Annotated in this window: 16 protein-coding genes; 8 read left to right on the top strand and 8 right to left on the bottom strand. The window is 36.9% G+C overall.

The features are described 5' to 3' along the window. Positions 1–116: 116 nt before the first annotated feature. Complete coding sequence (locus IGM04_RS03000; protein ID WP_086317685.1) at positions 117–2,762, bottom strand: calcium-translocating P-type ATPase, PMCA-type; 2,646 nt, start codon at positions 2,760–2,762, stop codon at positions 117–119. Between the two features lie 823 nt (positions 2,763–3,585). Here IGM04_RS03000 and IGM04_RS02995 point away from each other — a divergent pair. Continuing rightward, a complete protein-coding gene (locus IGM04_RS02995) occupies positions 3,586–3,891 on the top strand; it encodes a helix-turn-helix transcriptional regulator (protein WP_002355748.1) in 306 nt (101 codons plus the stop codon). A gap of 344 nt (positions 3,892–4,235) precedes the next feature. Here IGM04_RS02995 and queA read toward each other — a convergent pair whose 3' ends face one another. Then, positions 4,236–5,267, bottom strand: a complete 1,032-nt coding sequence (gene queA / locus IGM04_RS02990; protein ID WP_002355747.1) for a tRNA preQ1(34) S-adenosylmethionine ribosyltransferase-isomerase QueA — start codon at positions 5,265–5,267, stop codon at positions 4,236–4,238. Between the two features lie 165 nt (positions 5,268–5,432). On the opposite strand from queA, the gene IGM04_RS02985 reads away from it, so the two are divergent. The 6 genes from IGM04_RS02985 to IGM04_RS02960 all read left to right on the top strand — a co-directional run bounded on the left by IGM04_RS02985 (position 5,433) and on the right by IGM04_RS02960 (position 10,907). After that, entirely contained in the window at positions 5,433–6,323 is an 891-nt protein-coding gene (locus tag IGM04_RS02985) for a ring-cleaving dioxygenase (RefSeq protein WP_086317684.1), read from the top strand. Between the two features lie 626 nt (positions 6,324–6,949). Then, a complete protein-coding gene (locus IGM04_RS02980) occupies positions 6,950–8,143 on the top strand; it encodes a betaine/proline/choline family ABC transporter ATP-binding protein (RefSeq protein ID WP_002355745.1) in 1,194 nt (397 codons plus the stop codon). A gap of 3 nt (positions 8,144–8,146) precedes the next feature. Beyond that, entirely contained in the window at positions 8,147–8,782 is a 636-nt protein-coding gene (locus tag IGM04_RS02975; RefSeq protein ID WP_002355744.1) for an ABC transporter permease, read from the top strand. 2 nt (positions 8,783–8,784) lie between these two features. Then, complete coding sequence (locus IGM04_RS02970; protein WP_002355743.1) at positions 8,785–9,705, top strand: osmoprotectant ABC transporter substrate-binding protein; 921 nt, start codon at positions 8,785–8,787, stop codon at positions 9,703–9,705. 3 nt (positions 9,706–9,708) lie between these two features. Then, the gene (locus IGM04_RS02965) at positions 9,709–10,371 is read left to right on the top strand and encodes an ABC transporter permease (protein ID WP_002363261.1); all 663 of its coding nucleotides are present in this window, start codon (positions 9,709–9,711) and stop codon (positions 10,369–10,371) included. A gap of 71 nt (positions 10,372–10,442) precedes the next feature. Further along, positions 10,443–10,907: a GNAT family N-acetyltransferase gene (locus IGM04_RS02960; protein ID WP_086317683.1), complete on the top strand. Its 465-nt coding sequence runs from the start codon at positions 10,443–10,445 to the stop codon at positions 10,905–10,907. A 34-nt stretch (positions 10,908–10,941) separates the two neighbouring features. Here the strand turns inward: IGM04_RS02960 and IGM04_RS02955 are convergent, their stop codons facing one another. The 5 genes from IGM04_RS02955 to IGM04_RS02935 all read right to left on the bottom strand — a co-directional run bounded on the left by IGM04_RS02955 (position 10,942) and on the right by IGM04_RS02935 (position 18,334). After that, on the bottom strand, positions 10,942–12,765 hold the full coding sequence (locus IGM04_RS02955; protein ID WP_002379167.1) for an APC family permease: 1,824 nt from the start codon (positions 12,763–12,765) through the stop codon (positions 10,942–10,944). A gap of 297 nt (positions 12,766–13,062) precedes the next feature. Next, a complete protein-coding gene (locus IGM04_RS02950; protein ID WP_002390406.1) occupies positions 13,063–14,232 on the bottom strand; it encodes a cation diffusion facilitator family transporter in 1,170 nt (389 codons plus the stop codon). A gap of 220 nt (positions 14,233–14,452) precedes the next feature. Next, positions 14,453–17,152 carry a YhgE/Pip domain-containing protein gene (locus tag IGM04_RS02945; protein ID WP_080005023.1) on the bottom strand — a complete coding sequence of 900 codons (2,700 nt, stop codon included), beginning with the start codon at positions 17,150–17,152 and terminating at the stop codon, positions 14,453–14,455. A 120-nt stretch (positions 17,153–17,272) separates the two neighbouring features. Continuing rightward, positions 17,273–17,503 carry a hypothetical protein gene (locus tag IGM04_RS02940; protein ID WP_002355737.1) on the bottom strand — a complete coding sequence of 77 codons (231 nt, stop codon included), beginning with the start codon at positions 17,501–17,503 and terminating at the stop codon, positions 17,273–17,275. A 78-nt stretch (positions 17,504–17,581) separates the two neighbouring features. Next, positions 17,582–18,334 (bottom strand): tyrosine-protein phosphatase, encoded by a 753-nt coding sequence (locus IGM04_RS02935; protein WP_086317682.1) that lies wholly within the window; start codon positions 18,332–18,334, stop codon positions 17,582–17,584. A gap of 173 nt (positions 18,335–18,507) precedes the next feature. Between IGM04_RS02935 and IGM04_RS02930 the strand changes: the two genes are divergently transcribed. After that, positions 18,508–19,986: a helix-turn-helix domain-containing protein gene (locus IGM04_RS02930; protein ID WP_086317681.1), complete on the top strand. Its 1,479-nt coding sequence runs from the start codon at positions 18,508–18,510 to the stop codon at positions 19,984–19,986. Positions 19,987–20,040: 54 nt separating this feature from the next. On the opposite strand, the gene lepB is transcribed toward IGM04_RS02930, so the two are convergent. Continuing rightward, complete coding sequence (lepB, locus tag IGM04_RS02925; protein WP_179189096.1) at positions 20,041–20,790, bottom strand: signal peptidase I; 750 nt, start codon at positions 20,788–20,790, stop codon at positions 20,041–20,043. Positions 20,791–20,805: the final 15 nt, after the last annotated feature.

Here is a 20,805-nt window from a genome sequence, read left to right as displayed (position 1 = left end):
TTGAAAAAAGGAAAATCAAAAATAAGTGGGGCAGCAGTCGAAACGACTGCTGCCCCACTTGCTAACTATTAAGATAATTCCCTGAACAAAAGTAGCTCCTTTTATTCCTGTTAAATTTAAATCACTTCTTCTTCCTCTTCGACTTCAGAGAAATGGAACTTAATCATTTCATTGACGAAAATTGGCACAAAGGATAGGAAAATTGCTAACATCCAATGATTTAAACTAATATGCACTAATCCAAATAGTTCTTGTGTGAATGGTAATAAAGCAATGGTTGTGGTAATTAATAATGCTAAAACGACCATTTCAAAGAGCGACTTGTTGCTTGATAATTTTACACGGAAAACAGAGTTCGCACTACGAACATTAAAGACATGTAAGATAGAGGAATAAGCTAAAATTAAAAATGCCACTGTTTGTCCAACTTCATAGCTGTTTGAAACATAGGCTGAAACACCTGGTACAAAGGCACCTAGGTAAAAACCAAACAAAGTAATGACTGTGAACACTGCTGCATTAATCCCAATCTTTTGCCATAAGCCTCGTGCAAAAATCCCTTCGTTTTTAGGGATTGGTGCCTCATCCATAATTCCTTTTTCCGCTGGTTCTTTTCCTAATGCAAAACCAGGTAACCCATCTGCGACCACGTTAACAAACAACAGTTGAACTGCAGTAAATGGCGCACCCCAACCAAGTAACATGGCAATTAAAACAATAAAAATCTCAGAAATATTACAGCTTAATAAGAAGTTAATGGCTTTACGAATATTTCGGTACACGGCACGTCCTTGCGCCACTGCATCAACAATAGTTGCAAAGTTATCGTCCGTCAAAATCATATCTGAAGCGCCTTGGGCCACATCTGTTCCAGTAATCCCCATTGCGCAACCGACATCACTAGCTTTCAAGGCTGGCGCATCATTCACGCCATCTCCGGTCATTGCTACAACAGCGCCAGAACGTTGCCATGATTGAACAATTCGAATTTTATCTTCAGGGGTTACACGTGCATAAACGGATAAATCTTTAACCCGTTTATCTAATTCTTCATCACTCATTTTTTTCAGTTCTGAACCAGATAAGGCTTCACTTTTATCTTTTAAAATTCCTAATTCTTTAGCAATTGCACTGGCTGTTACCACGTGATCACCAGTAATCATCACTGTTTTAATTCCAGCTTTTTTCGCACGAGCAATGGCGCCCTTACTTTCTGGACGTGGTGGATCAATCATGCCAATTAAGCCTAACAAGCGAAGATTTTTTTCTAAAGCCTCCGATGTAATTTCCTTGGGTGGTTCATCATATACGGCATAACCGACAGCAATAACTCGTAACGCTCGTTTTCCGAAACGATCATTAACAATAGCCGCTTGATCGACATCTCCGAAACCAAAACGAGGTAGTAACACATCAAAGGCTCCTTTAGTAATTGAGATGTACTTTTTCCCCCATTGATGGACCGTAGTCATCATTTTTCGTTCTGAATCAAAGGGAATTTCACCAATACGAGGATATTTTTCTTCAAGTTCTTCTTTAGTATGATAATTTTCTTCGACAGCACGAACAATTGCCGCTTCTGTCGGATTCCCTGTAACAGTTAGTTCATCGCCTTCTTTTTCCACAATGACATCTGTACATAAAGCAGCCATTTTCAGTACTTCCATGGCTTCATCGGTCATGGCATCTTCCGTATCCGTTACTTCATCACCACGATGCCATACTCGGCGGACACGCATTTTATTTTGTGTCAGTGTTCCTGTCTTATCAGAACAGATAACATTCGCAGTTCCTAGCGTTTCTACTGCTGGCAATCGGCGAATAATTGCATGTTTCTTAGCCATTTTTTGAACACCATATGCTAAGGTTAACGTTACAATCACGGTTAGTGTTTCTGGTACAGCTGCCACCGCTAAGGAAACGGCTGTCATAAACATTTCAAGAAGCGGTTCTCCTTGCAGTTCACCAATAATGAAAACAATTGCTGCAGCCCCTATGGCTAACAAACTAATACGTTTGCCTAATTGATTCAAGCGTTTTTGTAATGGTGTTTTTTGCTGATCGCTGTTATTCAATAACCCAGCAATTTTACCCATTTCCGTATTCATTCCTGTTGCAGTTACTACTGCTCGTCCGCGGCCATTCACAACGGTACAGCCTTTGAAAATCATATTTATTTGATCTCCTAAGCCATCATCGTCATGCCCCACGTATGTAGGATCTTTTTCAACAGGTTCACTTTCACCTGTTAGTGCTGACTCTTCTACGCGCATTTGAGAAGCTTGAATAAGTCGTGCATCGGCTGTAATCATTGAACCAGCTTCAAGAACTAGAACATCTCCTACTACTAGTTCTTCAGCATCGACTTCGATTACCTTGCCATCTCGTAAGACTGCACTACTTTGCTTGTTCATGTCTTGTAAAGCCGCCAGAGATTTTTCAGCATTTCCTTCTTGAACAATGGCTAAAACAGCATTGATAATCACAATTGCAATAATTAAGATCCCTTCAAAATATTCGCCATGTTCTGTTACGATTGCTGTATAAAACGAAATTGCCGCAGCAACTAATAAAATAATCGTTGTAAAATCAGATAAACTGTGAATAAATTTCTTTAACACAGAATCCTTCTTAGCCTCTTCAAATTGATTGCGGCCATTTTCTTTCAGCCGTTGTTGGGCCTCTTGTTGTGTTAAACCAGTTTCAGTATTGACTGAAACTTCTTTTGTGACAGTATCGACAGATTGCTTGTAAGCTTCCATCCTATTCCCCCTCTAATTTTTTCTTCCTATATAATAGTGTCTCTATTAAATATAACATGATTTTTTTTGAACACGCAACTTTTTTCATCTTTGGCTTAGCGTTCTCTCATATGTATGAAAAAAACTGGTATTTTCGTTGTTGCTACAGCAATGTTTCTATTTGATTATGGGAATTTTATGAAAAAAGAAACGAATTCAGCCAAAAAGCAATGGACATTTTTTTCATTTTGTCTGATAAAAAATAGTTTATTTCTATATATTCAACACAAAAACAACAAAAAAAATACAATGTTATTTGGTTCGCACGATTATTTATTTTACATGTTATAAAATAACCAGAAAAATATTATATTTAATCTTATTAATAAGTGTTATAACTTGCAAACGCTTCCAAAAAGTGCTATTCTTTAAGTGTAAGGAGGACATGCAAATCAATTGGTTGAAGATTTTCTCAGTAGATAAAAATCGGTAAACTCAAAGTTGTTAGAATTGCAAGATTCACCTGTAAACAATACGTGTAGAGTAATTGTTAGTGATAACTCGTATCGGAAAATAGGGAAAGGTTATAGAAGGATGGAGTTTCTATAAAGCATTTACCCTATCTGTTATCACCTAACGCAAGTTATCCACCATCCAAGCGTCGAAACTGTATGAAAACAAGGTTTTAGTTTCACCACATCACGTTCACCTTTTGCTTTACATGTATCGCGAAATGTAAACACTTATTCAACCAATTGATGTCTTCCCGTTAACAAGGCCGAGCTTAAATTTAAGCTCGGTTTTTTCTTTTAGGCAATAAAATATATTTGTATCAAATAATCATATGTGTTATATTCAAGGTGCACATTCTATTTTATCTTCTTTTAAAGGAGGGAATGCTATGCGAAAAAAGAAAAAATCTTCGTTTGAAAGTTCAATTCATGTTTATCGTGCTATGGCTCGTATGACCCAGCAAGATTTGGCCAATCGAGTCGGTGTCTCTCGACAAACAATTATTCAACTGGAACGAAACAAGTACAATCCTTCATTACTTCTTGCGCATGACATCGCGAACGTCTTTGGCGTAACCATTGATGATGTGTTCACCTTCAAAGAAACACTGAATGACGATGTAGAACAAGAAGCCTAAACAGTATAAGCTGTACTTAACAAGACAATTTTTCTGATTGTACTTGGAGTTGCCGAGGTACAACTTAGTACCGGCAATACGAAGAAAGCATTTCTTCGTATTGTTGTTTCAATAATTAATCTTTGCTTACATAAAAAAAGAACGGCGCAACCGTGGTTGCGTCGTTCTTTTTATTCTAAGATTGTCTACTAAGCACTTTTGTCCTAGTAGCGTTTTGGTTTCTAACTTTATTATTTACAGGGGAAGAAAAAATAAAGCACACCTTTACTGTGATTCCAAAAATCACGTGTTTATCATAATATATTTTTGTTTCAATCCCAAGTATTCTGCTCACAAAGTGTCTCTTATTTAATAAACATTGCATCGCCAAAACTAAAGAAACGATATTTTTCCTCAATTGCATGTTGGTAAGCAGCCAATGTTAAGTCTTTTCCTGCAAAGGCACTCACAAGCATCACCAACGTAGACTTTGGTAAATGGAAGTTCGTTGAAAAAGCCTCTACGACTTTAAATTGATACCCTGGTGTGATAAAAATATCGGTCCAGCCACTGTCAGCTTGGATTTCACCATTAAATTTTGTGCCAATTGTTTCCAACGTACGAATAGAAGTTGTTCCAACCGCAACAATCCGACCGCCTGCTTGGCGTACTTCATTTAGTTGCTTAGCCGCTTCTTCAGTTAAACGATAGAATTCGCTATGCATATGATGTTCTTCTATATTATCAACGCTCACGGGACGGAATGTTCCTAAACCGACATGTAAAGTTAAATAAACGAGATGAACACCTTTTGCTTTGATCTCTTCTAATAGTTCTTTTGTAAAATGCAAACCCGCTGTTGGTGCTGCAGCTGAACCATTTTCTTCAGCATAAACCGTTTGATAACGATCTGGGTCATCTAGACGTTCTTTGATATATGGCGGCAATGGCATTTCTCCTAACGATTCTAAAATTTCTAAGAAAATACCATCATATTTAAATTCAATGATTCGACCACCATGTTCCAACTCTTCTTTAACCACCGCTTTTAGGCGACCATCGCCAAATTGAATTTCCGTGCCGACTTTTGCACGTTTCGCGGGTTTAATCAAGGTTTCCCATGTATCGCCTTCTGTATTTGTTAAAAGTAAAACTTCCAAATGACCGCCTGTTTCAGGTTTTTCTCCATATAAACGGGCCGGCAGTACCCGTGTATTATTCATGACTAATGCATCCCCAGGCTGTAATTCATCAAGAATATCATGGAAATGTTTATCCTCCATGTCCCCTGTTTCTTTATTTACAACTAATAATCGTGAACTAGCGCGATCTTTTAGTGGGGTTTGAGCAATTAATTCTTCTGGTAAATCAAAATCAAAATCTTCTGTACTTAGCATTTCCGTCACTCTTTCTACTAGTTTTTATCTTGGTTATTCTAACACTTTTTCTTGTTTCTGGCTATGTCAGCCTTCTAAATCAAACTAAATAGTTGTCAAAAAATGTCAGAAGCACTATACTTACTTTAAGTAAGTATACATAGTTATTTAGAGGAGGAACTCAAAATGCATGCTCAATTTCATCATGTTTCACTATTAGCGCGTCATGGTCAAGAAAACCAATCATTCTATACAAAATTGTTAGGCTTACGTTTTGTCAAAAATACCGTAAATCAAGACAACAATCGCATGCCTCATTATTTTTATGGCGATTATCAAGGCACACCGGGAAGCTTAGTAACTTTTTTTATCGTGCCCTTATTAGGCAACCGCTATGAAGAAAAAAATTATTTAGCCACGATTGGCTTAAAAATTCCCCAAAACAGCCTTTCCTTTTGGGAACAACGTTTAACAGAAAACAAAATTCCATTTAACAAAAAAGAAAAGAGCCTCCATTTCAGTGATCCAGATGATACGCATATTATCCTGACAGAAGTTCCTGAAAATCCATTAAAAGAAACACTCGTTGTTTCTAACGACATTCCAGCAGCGGTTCAAATTATCGGTTTGGCCTCTACTGAATTTCATGTGCCAGATTCTGAAAAAACCTTGGCCTTTTTTGAAACATTTCTTGGTTGGCAAGCAGTTGGCAATACGATTATTTTAAATGAGACGGAAAGCTTTTCTGTTCATCAAACAACGTCGGATAAAACAAGCCGAATGGGGCGTGGCAGTATGGATCATATTGCTTTTTCTGTGGCTGATGATGAAGCATTACAAGAACTACACACGCGCGCTTTAGCACAAGGCTGGGAAATTGAAATGTATGTAAGTCGTGGATATTTTAAAAGTTTATACATTCGTGAACCAGGCGGGAATCGGGTTGAATTTGCTACTTTGACTCCTGGCTTTACATTGGATGAGCCTCTGGAACATTTAGGGGAAACGTTGGCTTTACCGCCTTTTTTAGAACCAAAACGGACTGCAATTGAAGCCAACCTCTACAAAGACATGTAACCAACGCTTTAGAAAACAACGGAAGACGGACGTAATAATCGGTGACAAAATTACGTCCGTCTCTCTTCCCCTATGTTTGAATGTTTGAACAAGAGAATAAAAAATGACCTTCAGATTTTTCTGAACGTCATTGCACATTCCATAAAAAGCATCCTTCGTTCTTCCACTTCTTACTTCTTAAAAAAACTGGTAATTTTTTCAAAAATTCAGTAAAATAAAAGTGATCAATGGTTTCCATTGATTGAACGGGCAACTTGATGGTCCACTTGCACAGGTGACTATTCAAGGCTTCGTGATTTAGTTGCCGCTAAATCATGAAGCGCCTTTTTTTATTTTATTCCCTTGTTCTCTTTCCATTCTAATGAAAAACTCAGCTCCCGTCAACTTGCTACAAAGGACACTTTTCTTTGTTATAGCGGCTTTTCTTCCTTCTCAGAATACTCTTTTTAACATCTTGTTTCGTTCAGATAACTTTTACTAAACAATAGTTATCTTTTCTTTTTTTTAGAACGAATTAAAAAAAATTTACCGCCTTCTTTTTCCCATTAAAAATAGATTACATTTGTCGAAATCGCATTTTTATAGCATACTAGTAATAAGATACATTTTCAAAATATTTAGTTGAGGTGAGTAAGTTGATAGAATTTCAGCATGTATCAAAATTTTATAAAGGCGGAAAAGTCGCCGTTGATGACATTAATTTGTCTTTCGATAAAGGTGAATTTATCTGCTTCATCGGAACAAGTGGTAGTGGAAAAACAACATCAATGCGGATGCTTAACCGCATGACCGACCCTTCAAAAGGAAAAATTTTAATTGATGGCCAAGATATTCAAAAAATCAATCCTGTAGAGCTACGTCGCCAAATTGGCTATGTCATTCAAAATATCGGCTTGATGCCTCACATGACCATTCGTGAAAATATCGTTTTAGTGCCTAAATTATTAAAAGTACCTGTGGAAGAACGCAATAAGATAGCCGAAAAAATGATTGATTTGGTTGAGTTACCACGAGAAATGTTGGACCGCTATCCCAATGAACTTTCTGGGGGACAACAACAAAGAATCGGCGTTGTGCGGGCTTTAGCTGCCAATCAAGATATTATTCTAATGGATGAACCTTTTGGTGCTTTAGATCCTATCACCCGTGATTCATTACAAGATTTAGTGAAAGATTTGCAAGAACGTTTAGGAAAAACTATTGTCTTTGTTACCCATGATATGGATGAAGCGTTGAAATTAGCAAATAAAATTGCCATTATGAGCGAAGGCAAAGTAATTCAATTTGACACACCAGATAATATCTTACGTCATCCAGCCAATGAATTTGTAGAAGAACTCATCGGAGAAGATCGCTTATTACAAGCTAAACCTGATTTCACCACTGTTGATGAAGTCATGTTAAATTCAGCAATTACTATCACGCCGGAAAAATCTTTACAAGAAGCGATTAAATTGATGCGTGAAAAACGGGTTGATACCTTATTAGTTGTTGATAATTCCCATGTGCTTAAAGGCTTTATCGATGTTGAAACATTAGATCAGCAACGTGGCAAAGCTTCTAGTGTCGGTGATATCTTGAATAAAGATGTCTTCTTTGTTCAAAAAACCGCTCTTTTACGTGATGCTTTACAAAGAATCTTAAAACGCGGCTTAAAATATGTGCCAGTCGTTGATGAACAAAAACGAGTGGTGGGCATCTTAACACGTGCTTCCCTTGTTGACATTGTTTATGATGTTATCTGGGGCGATGAAACAACGATTAGTGAAGCTGTAGAAGCAAAACAAAGCGAGTCCGAAACTGATAAAGAGGAGGCGTAAGCAATGAGTAGCTTCTTTCAAGAATATGGATCAGAAATGATTTCAAAAAGTATTGAACATATTTATATTTCATTCTTTGCACTTTTATTAGGGGTCGCTATCGCTGTGCCCGTTGGCGTTTGGTTAACACGTTTGCCCAAAGTAGCCAATATTGTCATTGGTTTAACAAGTGCCTTACAAACGGTTCCTTCGTTGGCTTTATTAGCTTTGATGATTCCAATTTTTGGTGTCGGCAAAACACCCGCTATTATCGCGCTATTCATCTATTCCCTTCTACCTATTTTAAGAAACACGTATATCGGAATGAAAAATGTCGATGAGAATTACCGAGATGTTGCTAAAGGCATGGGCATGACCAATTTACAGTCTATTTTTAGTGTTGAATTACCCATTGCCATGCCAACAATTATGGCCGGCATTCGTTTAGCTGCTGTCTATGTCATTGCTTGGGCTACACTGGCTTCTTATATTGGTGCAGGTGGTCTTGGTGACATGATTTTCAGTGGATTAAATAACTATCAGCCAGAATTAATCTTTGGCGGGACTATTCCAGTAACTATTTTAGCGCTTTTAGCAGATGTTCTTCTTGGATTATTAGAAAATCGTTTAACGCCAAAAGCTTTAAGGGAGGGCGAATAATGATGAAAAAGAAACTCAAGTTAAGCTTACTCTTCTTAAGCAGTTTACTTTTATTGGCAGGTTGTTCTTTACCTGGTCTCGCTTCAACTTCTGATGATAACACTGTTGCCATTACAGGTGGGATTACTTCAGAAGCGCAAATTTTAGGGAGCATTGTAGCGGATATGGTTGAGCACTACACAGATAAAAAAACAAATGTGATTAACAACTTAGCCACTACGACCATCAATCACCAAGCAATGTTAAACGGAGATGCTTCAATTTCTGCAGCTCGTTATACTGGTACTGACGTGACTACTACGCTTGGCTTACCAGCGGAAAAAGACCCTAAAAAAGCGTTCAATCTAGTTCAATCAGAATTTGAAAAACGTTATCAACAAACTTGGTTCCCTTCATATGGTTTTGAAAATACTTATGTATTCTTAGTTACAAAAGAAACGGCTGAGAAATACAATTTAAAAACAGTCAGTGATTTAGGGAAAGTCGCAGACAAATTAGTTGCTGGTGTCGATACTGCGTGGATCACACGTGAAGGCGACGGTTATGAAGGCTTTAAAAAGGAATACAACTTCCAATTTAAATCTATTTTACCAATGCAAATTGGCTTGGTGTACGATGCAGTCAACGCTGGAAAAATGGACGTTATCTTAGGTTACTCAACAGATGGCCGGATTGGTAGTTACGATTTAGTCATGTTAAAAGATGACAAGCGCTTCTTCCCGCCTTATGATGCCGCTCCTGTGGTTAGTGACAAATTATTAAAAGAAACGCCGGAAATTAAAGATGTCTTAAATCGCTTAGATGGTAAAATTTCTACCAAAAAAATGCAAGAATTGAACTATCAAGCAGATAATGATTTAATTGAACCTGCGGTCGTAGCCGAACGTTTCTTAAAAGAAAATAACTATTTTGAGGGGGAGTAACAGATGAATAATATGAATTTATTCCAACAATTTATCTACTATTTCCAACAAAATGGCGGCTACGTCTTTCAACAATTTTTACGTCACTTTTTAATTTCGATTTATGGCGTAATCTTTGCTGCAATTGTCGGGATTCCTATCGGGATTATGATTTCACGTAAACGTAGCTTAGCCAACTGGATTATCCGTTTAGCGAACATTATCCAAACAGTACCAGCTTTGGCAATGCTTTCGATTTTAATGTTGGGGATGGGCTTAGGTGTCAACACGGTGGTTGTAACAGTCTTCCTTTATTCTCTCCTGCCAATTATCAAGAATACGTACACTGGCATGATTCAAGTGGATCGCAATATTTTAGATGTTGGTAAAGGAATGGGTATGACAAAAGTACAACTTCTTTATATGGTCGAGTTACCTTTATCTGTTTCAGTAATCATGGCAGGTATTCGAAATGCGTTAGTCGTCGCAATCGGGATTACTGCGATTGGTGCTTTCGTTGGTGCTGGTGGTTTAGGGGATATTATTATTCGTGGAACCAATGCCACAGATGGTGCTTCTATCATTTTAGTCGGTGCCTTACCAACGGCCTTTATGGCGATTATCACAGATTGGGTTCTAGGGATTATTGAACGGCGTTTAGACCCAGCTAGCAAACATTCCAATTAATAAAAAATGCAGAACAGATCCAACATTGTTTCTTTTCAATGGGATCTGTTCTTTTATCTAGGAGATTAATAATGTCTAACTATACTATTATCGATTTAAACCAACAACCACACTTAATTCCGTCAGCTGCTCAATGGTTTAGCCAAAAGTGGCAAATCCCCGCTGAAGCGTATCAAGCAAGTATGCAGGAAATGCTAACTAGCGAAAACCACGTACCTCATTGGTGGGTCTGCTTGAATAAACAGCAGGACATCGTTGCAGGCGTGGGCGTAATTGATAATGACTTCCACAATCGTGCAGACCTTACGCCAAACCTTTGTGCATTGTATGTCGAACCAACATTTCGTCACCAAGGCTTAGCAGGAATTCTTTTAACAACAGTTGGTGATTTTCTTGCTAATTCTGGATTTAAAAAGCTTTATCTGCTTACAGACCATACTACTTTTTATGAAAGATATGACTGGGAATTTTTTACCATGGTAACCACCGAAGAGCAGTCTTGCGCTAGAATTTATCAAAAACAATTACGTCAATAAAAAAATCTGCCATCAAAAGATGGCAGACTTTTTTTTATTTTTTCAAGTGATAACTATAGGTAGCCACAATAATATTTTCCCGCCACGCTAAACGAATCCGCAAGCGTAAACTTGTTTGGTTATGCAAAATATTTTGCCAACGTTTATTTGGTACAAATTGTGGTACTAAAACTGTTGTACTGTAGTTATGCTTCGTGGCATTTTTACTAACCAAATCAACATAACGTAAGATAGGGTTTTGCAGTGAACGATACGAAGAATGGACAATTGATAGACGAACGTCCGGGAAGTGTTTTTTAAACTCTTCCTGAATTTCTTTTTCCTTCTCAACGTTTTCATCCATTGAGACATGCATGGCAACAACATAATCACCAATGGAACGCGCATAGTTCAAGGCGCCGACATTTGCCTTGGTTACGTTTCCTACTAAAACAATAACTGTATTCCCGTCAAACTCATGCAACTGTGCCCCATCTTCTAAACGTAGCTGTTCCGCCACATTTTTATAGTGAGTGTTGACCCGATAAAATGCATAAATCAACACCGGCATAATAATAAAGAACGGCCAGATGTCCCCTAATCGATAAATAAACAAAATGGCGATAATCGCGAAAGAGATAAAGGCGCCGACAATGTTAGCAATTGATTTTGGCAACCAATTTTTAGTTTCTTTTCGCCATTTTACAACCATCCCCGATTGAGACAAAGCAAACGGAATAAACACACCAATTGAATACAATGGGATTAAACGTTCTGTGGAACCTTGGAAAATCAATAATAAAACAATGGAACCAGCAGCTAAAGTTAAAATACCATTTGAATAGCCCAAACGGTCGCCACGATCCATATACATATGCGGCATAAACTTATCTTTGGCTAAGTTATAAGCCAAAACTGGAAAGGCTGAGAATCCTGTGTTAGCGGCAACCGCTAAAATTAAGGCTGTCGCAAACTGTAATAAATAATATAAAATATTTTGACCAAAGACCGCTTTCCCAATTTGTGAAAGAACTGTCACTTCTTCTTTTGGTACAATCCCATACCAATAGTTAATAAATGTAATCCCCACGAAGAAGAACCCTAAAATCGTTGCCATTAACGCTAACGTCCCAGCAGCATTTTTTGCTCGTGGTTTCTTAAAGAATGGCACTGCATTACTGATTGCTTCGACCCCTGTTAAGGAAGAAGAACCAGATGAAAAAGCCCGTAAAACCAAGGCAATAGAAATTCCTGGAACCACGGCTCCTGGTAAAGCTGTCGCATTCAATGGCTGTGCGCCAGTCACAATTTTAAATAGCCCAACAACAATCAGTAAGGTAATAATTGCGATAAAACTATACACTGGCAACATTAAGAACGAAGCAGATTCTCGCAGGCCTCTCAAGTTCATTAAGGTGATCAATATCACAATCCCAATAGAAATTGCTACTTGATGACCATATAACGCTGGAATCGCCGATATAATCGCCTCTGCGCCCGCTGAAACTGAAACGGCTACTGTTAGCATATAATCGACTAACAACGAACCACCAGCCAATAAACCTGCATTTCTGCCAAGGTTTTCACTACTAACAACGTATGCGCCGCCGCCATGCGGATACGCATGAATAATTTGTCGGTACGACAATGTTAAAGAAATAAGTAAAATAATAACAAATGCAGCAATTGGCAATGAATACCAAATCGCAGCCGCCGACAAAGTAACCAGAACCACCACTATTTGTTCTGTACCATACGCAATGGATGAAAGTGCATCAGAAGATAACAACGCAAGCGCTGCAAATCTGCTTAATTTATGTTCATCATTTTCGGCTGATTTCAATGGTTTCCCAATGAACAGTCGTTTTAAATCCGCCATTTTTTTCTACTCCTTTTCTCTAGAGTGACCCGCTCACTTTTTTCATTATTTTTTATCAAACAAATCCATATGCTACGCTTCTCACAATGAAAAGTCAATTGATTTTTGTTACTGAAAAAGATAAAAAAATCACCATCTTTTTTTAATCATACACTCATTTAAAGTCCCCCACTTCCTTTATCTTATCAAGAGAATCCAGATAACAAAAGGATTTGCATTCTCTAAACAAAAAAGCGAGAGCTAAAAGTCTATTTGACCTTTTGGCTCACGCTTAAAAACTTAGTTAATTATTCCCTTTTATTGTAACAAGTACGTATGATCGAAGGTAATTTCCACTTTATAACGACCAATTTTTTCATAAACTTGCCGTTGAATTTCCACACCCAGTTCAAATTCAGATAATTTTGATTCTGTAGGCAAAACCAAGTCGAACAAAATCTTCGGCTCTTCGCCATGGGTAACTAAGCGGATATCATGAACTTTTAAAGACGCGTCAAAAGAACGAATAATCTTTTTGATTGTTTGATGAACAAATTGTTGTGTTGGGTCATATAAATTCACTGGATCAATATGACAAACAAGGTTAACATCCAATTCTTCTTTAAACTTCGCTTCAATCGCATCAATTGTCTGATGGGCTTTATTTAAATCCCAGCGATCATCAATTTCAATGTGAACAGACGCAAACGTTTGGCTGGGACCATAATTATGAATCAGTAAATCGTGATACCCTACAATTGTTTCCATTTTTGATAAGACATCTTTCATTTCATCAATTTCTGTTTGGCTCGGACGCATGCCCATCAACTCATTAATAAATTCGCGAATTAACTGCAAGCCACTATAAATAATATATGCAGCAATTAAAAAACCAATATATCCATCAATTCGCAAACCAGTGACGCCTTCAATAAATGCAGAAACCAAAACAGCTAATGTAGTATAAACATCATTAAAGCTATCCTTAGCAGAAGCAACTAATGCTTGAGAATCAATTTTTGCTGATACTTTTTTGTAAAACAGCCCTTGCCAAATTTTAATCCCAATTGATAAAGCTAAAACAGCAAATAAAATGGGTGTCACCTTGATTGATTCTGGATGCAGGATGCGATCAACGGAGGTCGTTAGAAACTCAAACCCAATAAACGTAATGACTAATGATACAAGCATTCCACTAATATATTCAAAACGTTCATGGCCATAGGGATGTTCTTTATCCGCTGGCTTACCGGCAATATAAAAACCGACTAATGTTAAAACTGAAGAAATAGTATCGGACAAGCTATTAATGGCATCTGCCATGATTGAAACACTACCTGAAAGCAAGCCAATCATAAATTTACTAACGAATAAAAATAAATTAGAAACAAGCCCAATCCGCCCGGCAAAAGCACCGAATGCTGTTCGTTTTTCCAATTTACGACGTTCAATTTTTTTCTCATATCGTTGAAGCAATGCTTGAATCATTTTACAACCCCTACCCACTTTTTATTTCTTAAAAAAATACTATAAAACCTTTTTATGTATTTGTACACAAAAAACCTCACTTTCTGAGGGAGATTTTATTATTTAGCATTGCCAAAAAGTCAAAAGCAAGAGCCCCCAAAACTTCTTTGTTAGGGTTGCCTTGAAAATAAAGAAAAACAAAAAGCCGAAAACGCTAGAGACGTTTTCAGCTTTTTGTTTTTTAATGGAATAAATGGCTCTTTTGTGCTAAAGCCGCAAATTTTTTCGATCTGTGTTCCAGATGTGGATAAAGAATTGCGCCGCCAATACTAAAGACGACTGAAATCCCCACCATAATCCAAATGGCAAACCAAGCATTTGGCCAGTAAATGCCTCCTGCTGATTCCCTTAGCAAGTTCACGGCATGCGTAAACGGCAAGAACGGATTAATCATTTGGAAGAATTTACCTGAGACTTGAATTGGGTAGTTCCCACCCCCACCAGAGATGGATAGTACCAAGATTATTATCGCAATTCCTTTCCCTACATTGCCAAAGAGAGCAACGAGCACATAAACCATTATCATAAACGTAATGGCAATCAATACGGCAAACCAGACACTATACGCTGGATTACGGACATCTACGCCTAACGCAAAGTAATTACCTAGCGTTACAATCAGCGCTTGACCAATCCCCATGACAATGAAGGTAAACATCCGTGCTGAAAATTGTTCCCGTTTAGAGAAGCGTTTTTTATCTTTTCCTTCAAGATAAACATCTGTTGTCGCAACACTTGAGAATAACACAGCGCCAACCCATAAACACAAAGCTGTATAGAATGGCGTACTTGCCGAACCATTATTAGCAATCGGATAAACAGCATGTTCTTTGACTTCAACTGGTTGTGTAAAGAAGTCACTTTCTTTATTGGCATCTAATTTTAGTAATTTAAGAATTTCGCCTAAATCAACTTCTTTTTCACCTTTACGGATTGCATTCGCTGCTTTGTGTAATCCTGTTTTGATATTTGGCCAATCATTAATAATCAGCTCGTTGGCTTTGTCCAAGGCCGCTTCAACATCTGGCATTTTCTCATTGACTGTTTTCAAGGTATTCGTTAAATCTTTTCGGATACCTGGATAGTCATTTTGCATAAAGGCTGCCGCTTTGCTGACTTTGTCTTGAATGACTGGTAAATCGTTTTTATACAAATCAGCACCACGATTAATGCCATTGACAATGGTTTCCATATTGCCATTCAACATCGTATTCGCATCATGAATTTCTTGTTTAATTGCCGGCATTTCGGCTTGATATTTTTCTAATAAAGAAATCGCATTAGTGACCGTTTGACTTGTTGAGCTCAATAATCCTTCAAAGTCAATTTGTTGCGCTTTGTTTAGTTGACCTTGAGCGTTTTGGATGGTAGCAATTAATTTACTTGTAATGTTGCTAACAGTGTTGCTTACGTTATTGGCAGTTACACCTGAAAGAGACTTTGAAACTTCCTTAGAAACGATTTGGATTTCTTTAACTACGTTTTTTATATCCTCTACAGTTGTTGAATTTACATCAATTTCATCGATACGTTTTTGTAGCCCTGTAAGAACGCTAATTAAATCTTTTAACCCTTGAATAGGTATTGCTAAATCATTATTTCCAGCAGCTTCTTGTAATTTTGTTAATGTATCAATTAATTGATTGGCCGCTACAATTTGATTGGTCAAACTTTCAGAAAAGCGATTTAAAATTTCACCTAATTGTTGTCTTTCTTCTGGTGTTAATTCACCGTCTGCGATTAATTGGTTAATTTGGCCAGCAATTGAATTTATATTTGAACTAATCGTTTGTAATGATTCAATTGTTACATTCACGCTATTCGTAATGCTTGGTAACGCCTCTTGCAATTTATTGGCGCCATCTAATGTGACATTCCCTAAATCATTGGCTTGATCACCTAGTTTACGAATATCTGGTAACGCCGTTTGGACTTGTTGAATGATTTCTAATCCTTGTTTTGCTTCTTGGATTCCTTCGCTCATTGTTTGTTCCACAGAGGCAAAGTCTTCATCAATCATAGCAATTTGTCGGCCAGCGTTTTGAATTTCTGGAATTTTTTCTTGTAACGTCAAAATAACACTAGCTTGTTCTTTGATGCTTGGCATTTTGCCATTTAGCTCAACAATCTTCTCTCCTAAAGCATCAACTTCAGGTAAATATTTCATCGCATCGTTGGCTTTCGCTAATTTTTCTTTTAGCTCAGGCATCTTACCATGTAAGTCTGTGACTTGTTTTGCATACGTATCAATGGTTCCAATGTTGGCATCTGTATCTAAAATCATGCTCTTAACTTTTTGAATGCTGACCATGTTTTTATCAATATCATAGCCAATATCATTGAATGTTTTGATTAACGTACTACTTGCCGTTTTAATGAATTCTTCCGAAATTTGTGACTGAATGGAAGAAGCGCCTTTTGACGTAATTTTCGGTGCAATTGCATTAATTTTTTCGTTAATTGAGTATTCAATTTTAGGTTTATTGATATCACCAGAAGTAAAACTTAGCAAATCTTTGGAAAAATCTTTAGGTAAATAAATCCCGGCAAAATATTTTCCTGATTGGACCCCTTTGTCTAATTCCTTTTTCGAATCAACAAAACGCCAACCTAATTGCTTGTTTTTCTTCAAGTTTTTCAAGACTTCATCACCAATATTGACCGATTTATCTTGAAAAGTTGCTGTTTGGTCATCACTATAGACCGCTATTGGTAACTCTCCTGTATTTGAATACGGATCCCATAGTGCTTTAATGTTAAACCATGCATATAATGATGGAATAATCATTAAGGCAACAATCAAAAATGTTGCTACTGGGTTTTTAAAAATTCTTTTCCAATCTAAAATAAATAGTTCCCATGTATTTTTTATATGTTTCATAAAATCACCTGCTTTTTTTTGTGCCTGAATAACTTTAGCATAAAATACAAGAGAATAACAAACAAAAGCTTGAATGTTACGACACATTTTTAAAATGTCGTAAGTTCAAGCTAAGATTGTTTATTTCATATTTTTAGAAAATTCCGAAACGACTTGTTTAACTTCATCAATGGCTTCTGGTTTTAAATAAGCCAAAAGTTTTGGTGCTTTTGTCATCAAGTACATTTTATCTAATTTGCCTGTTTGTTGGCGTTCAAACATTTCTGCAAGTAGCGCTTGCATTTTTTCTTTTTTATCTTCTTTTGTTCGATCTAGTATGAACGTTAAGAATTGTTCTTGTCCTTCTTTCATTCCCTATCCCTCCTTACAAACAGATTCTTTTCTATTATAAAACTTCTTTTTTAGAAAGGATAGTCCTTTTTTTAGGATCTATGATTTTGTGTACAGACTTAGCATGTCTTTTTTGGCGGATAAAGGTAAGCCGAGTCCCTCTTTTAAATAGCCCTCTACCGAACCAAATTCTTTTTCAATCGCCTGTAAAGCGGTCGCTAAGTACTCTTTTTTCACATAAAGCATCGTTTCTAATTGTTGAATTTCTGCTGGAGATGTTCCATTTGCTTGATATTGTGCAATAATCTGCTCGTTAGCAGCTTTTCTTTGCTCATTCGTCTTTAAATAATCTTCTAAAATATAAGAATGTTCCACACCTAAAGCACTTAATATCAAGGCTGCGCCGATTCCTGTTCGATCTTTTCCTGCGAAACAATGAAATAAAATAGCTTCCTGTGGATAACTTAAAAAGTTTTCAAAAAATGTTTGGTAACCTTTGCGCCCCGAATTGGAAAGAACCATTTCTTTATAAGCCATGTCCATTGCTTCATCGGGTGAACCAACCGTTTTAAGCATTCCTTCTAATGAAGCAGTCTGCGCCTGAATATCGGCCAAAATATCTATATGTAGATAGTTGGTTCCTTGAATTGAATCATCTGGTCGTTCTTGCGTTTCCGCTGCACTTCTAAAATCATAGATTCGTTTAATTTGATAGTCCTCTACCAGTTTCTGTTGATCCGCTTGTGCAACATTGACGAGTTCACCACTCCGAAAAAAATGCCCTGTCTTGACAACTGTGCCTTGTTGCGTTGGAAATCCTCCAATATCTCTAAAGTTCACCACGCTGTTCATGTTCTATCGCTCCTTCATTTTAATTATTTTGTTATCATTTAAATACTTTGTTTTTTCTTTTTATTTCTTTTTCTCAACGATAATAAAAAACACCTCAAAAAACAATCTTTTTATCAGTTGTTTATTGCCATTTTATCATAGATACAGTATTCTTAAAAGAGAGGTGAGCAACGATGTTAAAACGAGATTTTTTAGAAAAACCGTATGATTATATGAATGATATTCTATTGTTCCTATATAATAATAAAGGCCAAGCGACACGAAATGAATTAGTAGATTTTTTCAATATTAGTTTACCAACATTGAATGAGTATCTTTCTTTTTTAGAACAATTTTTGAAAGAAGAGCAACTTCAAGAAAGCCTCACCGTGACTGTACTAGGTGATACCCTTTATCTAAATAAAGCACCAACCTTTTCCATGAAAGCAATGATCATGTTGTTCTTGAATAAATCTATTAAGTTTCACATGGTTCAGCAACTCTTTCATAAAAATAAAATAAATGGCGGGTATTTTCAACAGAATTATGCCATCAGCTCTGCTACCTATTATCGAAAAATCGTTGAATTAAATGACTTACTCAATGAGTTTAATTTATGTATCAAACGAGGAAAACTTATCGGCGAAGAAAAACAAATTCGCTTTTTCTTTTTTAATTTTTTCTGGTTTATCTTTGAAGAAAAAACAGATTTAGAAAAAGAACTGGCCAATCAATACCTAGGATTAATCGAGATATTACAAGAAATCCCCAGAATTACCTTTGACCATACAGAAATTCTTCAAATTAAGCTTTGGATGAAAATTTCTTTTCGTCGTATGGTTTTAGAACCTCTGCCAACGATTAGTCCGCATGATGTCCAACTCGATCGACCTTTATTTGAAGAAATTAATTTATCTATACATACATATATGAAAAGAATCGACCGTCCATATACAATCAATGAAGCCTATATGTTTTATGACTTTTTTTGTTCCATGCATAATTATTCTGCGAATGCTGCTTTCGCCTTTCGTTTAGCAAAACAACAACGAATTGAAAAAACGTATCTTAACGAAATGAACCGGGTTATTTTAACATACCTTAAAGCACGTGGTTATTTAGCCCATTACGCGCTACCTATTCGGCTACTTTATATTGAAAATTTACTTTTCCAATTACATGCGCAACTCTATTATTTTTCAGGATTTATTTTACCCTTTGATTATTGGACAATTCAGTCACTTTTGAAAGTCTTACGTCATCCTTTTAGCGAAAGTGAAGTTTACGAATTAGTGGAGATCGCTACAACGAACTTTGCCACAAAAGCCACTGCTTCTAAGTACCAAAATCAATTTACTGAAATTAATTATACACTTATTTTGAATCACATTGCTGAATTAAATGAAAAAAAAATAACGATTGGTGTTTATCACTCACTGAGCAGTGCTTATAGCGAGTTGGTAGCACAAAAAATACAACAGAGTATCGCTGGAAAATATCCGCTGAAAATTGAGCCTTACAACGCAGAAAACCATTATGATTTGCTTTTAATGAATACCAATAATGAACAGCTCGTTGCCCAGTATGACCATTACTATATTTTTTCGGATATTAGTAATCGTTACGACCTACAATCAATTGAAAAAATCATTCAATTGTTATTGGGCAAATAATCTCTAAAAAGAAAAGCTTAAGTGCCCTACTCTTAGATGGCAGACTTAAGCTTTTTATTTTACTTTCCCTATTTCCTTAAACGGCGCCATTTTAAACACCACGATTCCTTCAATCGCTTGTATCTCGACAAAGCCGAACGTACGACTATCACTTGAATGCGTACGATTGTCCCCTAAGACAAAGTAATGACCAGCTGGAATCTTCTGAAACAGGCGAAGTTGGGCTGCCGCTTCTTCTGATAAGTCAAAACGACTGGCATTCTCAGGCAGTGCCTCATTATCGCTTGCTATAGGTTCTTCCGAAAGATAAAGTTTTGTCTCGTTTACCCAAATTCGATCACCAGGAACCCCGATAATTCGCTTGACGTACGTACCTGTGCTAGCCAACGGTGCTTTAAATGCAATCACATCGTACCTTGTTACTTGCTTCGTCCGTTGTACTAAGACTCGTTCCCCAGCGTTAAGTGTCGGCTTCATGGATTGCCCAGCAATTGGGTAGCTAGATGTCTTTAACACAAAAAAGAACACAAAAATGGCGAAAAGAATAGCTGGCATAAAAAATTTAACGACTTGGATGCGTTGTTTCTTTTGGTAGGCTTGCCGCTTTTTTTTAATCTCTTCAGCGGTCATTTTTCTTTGCGGTCCTCTTATTGATTGATGGTTATCTGTTTGCTCAAGCAAATATTCCATTGCTGTGTTAGCCTTTTGCTTTTTTAGCTGATATGTCGCAGGCAACTTTTGCTTCAAGAAGGCGCGCTTAATGTGGCGAATTGTTCGCATAACGGGCTTTATCCATTCTTCCATCGTTTTCTTAAAAGG

Source organism: Enterococcus sp. DIV2385 (assembly GCF_051711925.1).
GTDB lineage: Bacteria > Bacillota > Bacilli > Lactobacillales > Enterococcaceae > Enterococcus > Enterococcus faecalis.
This window is presented reverse-complemented; position numbering and strand designations above follow the sequence as displayed.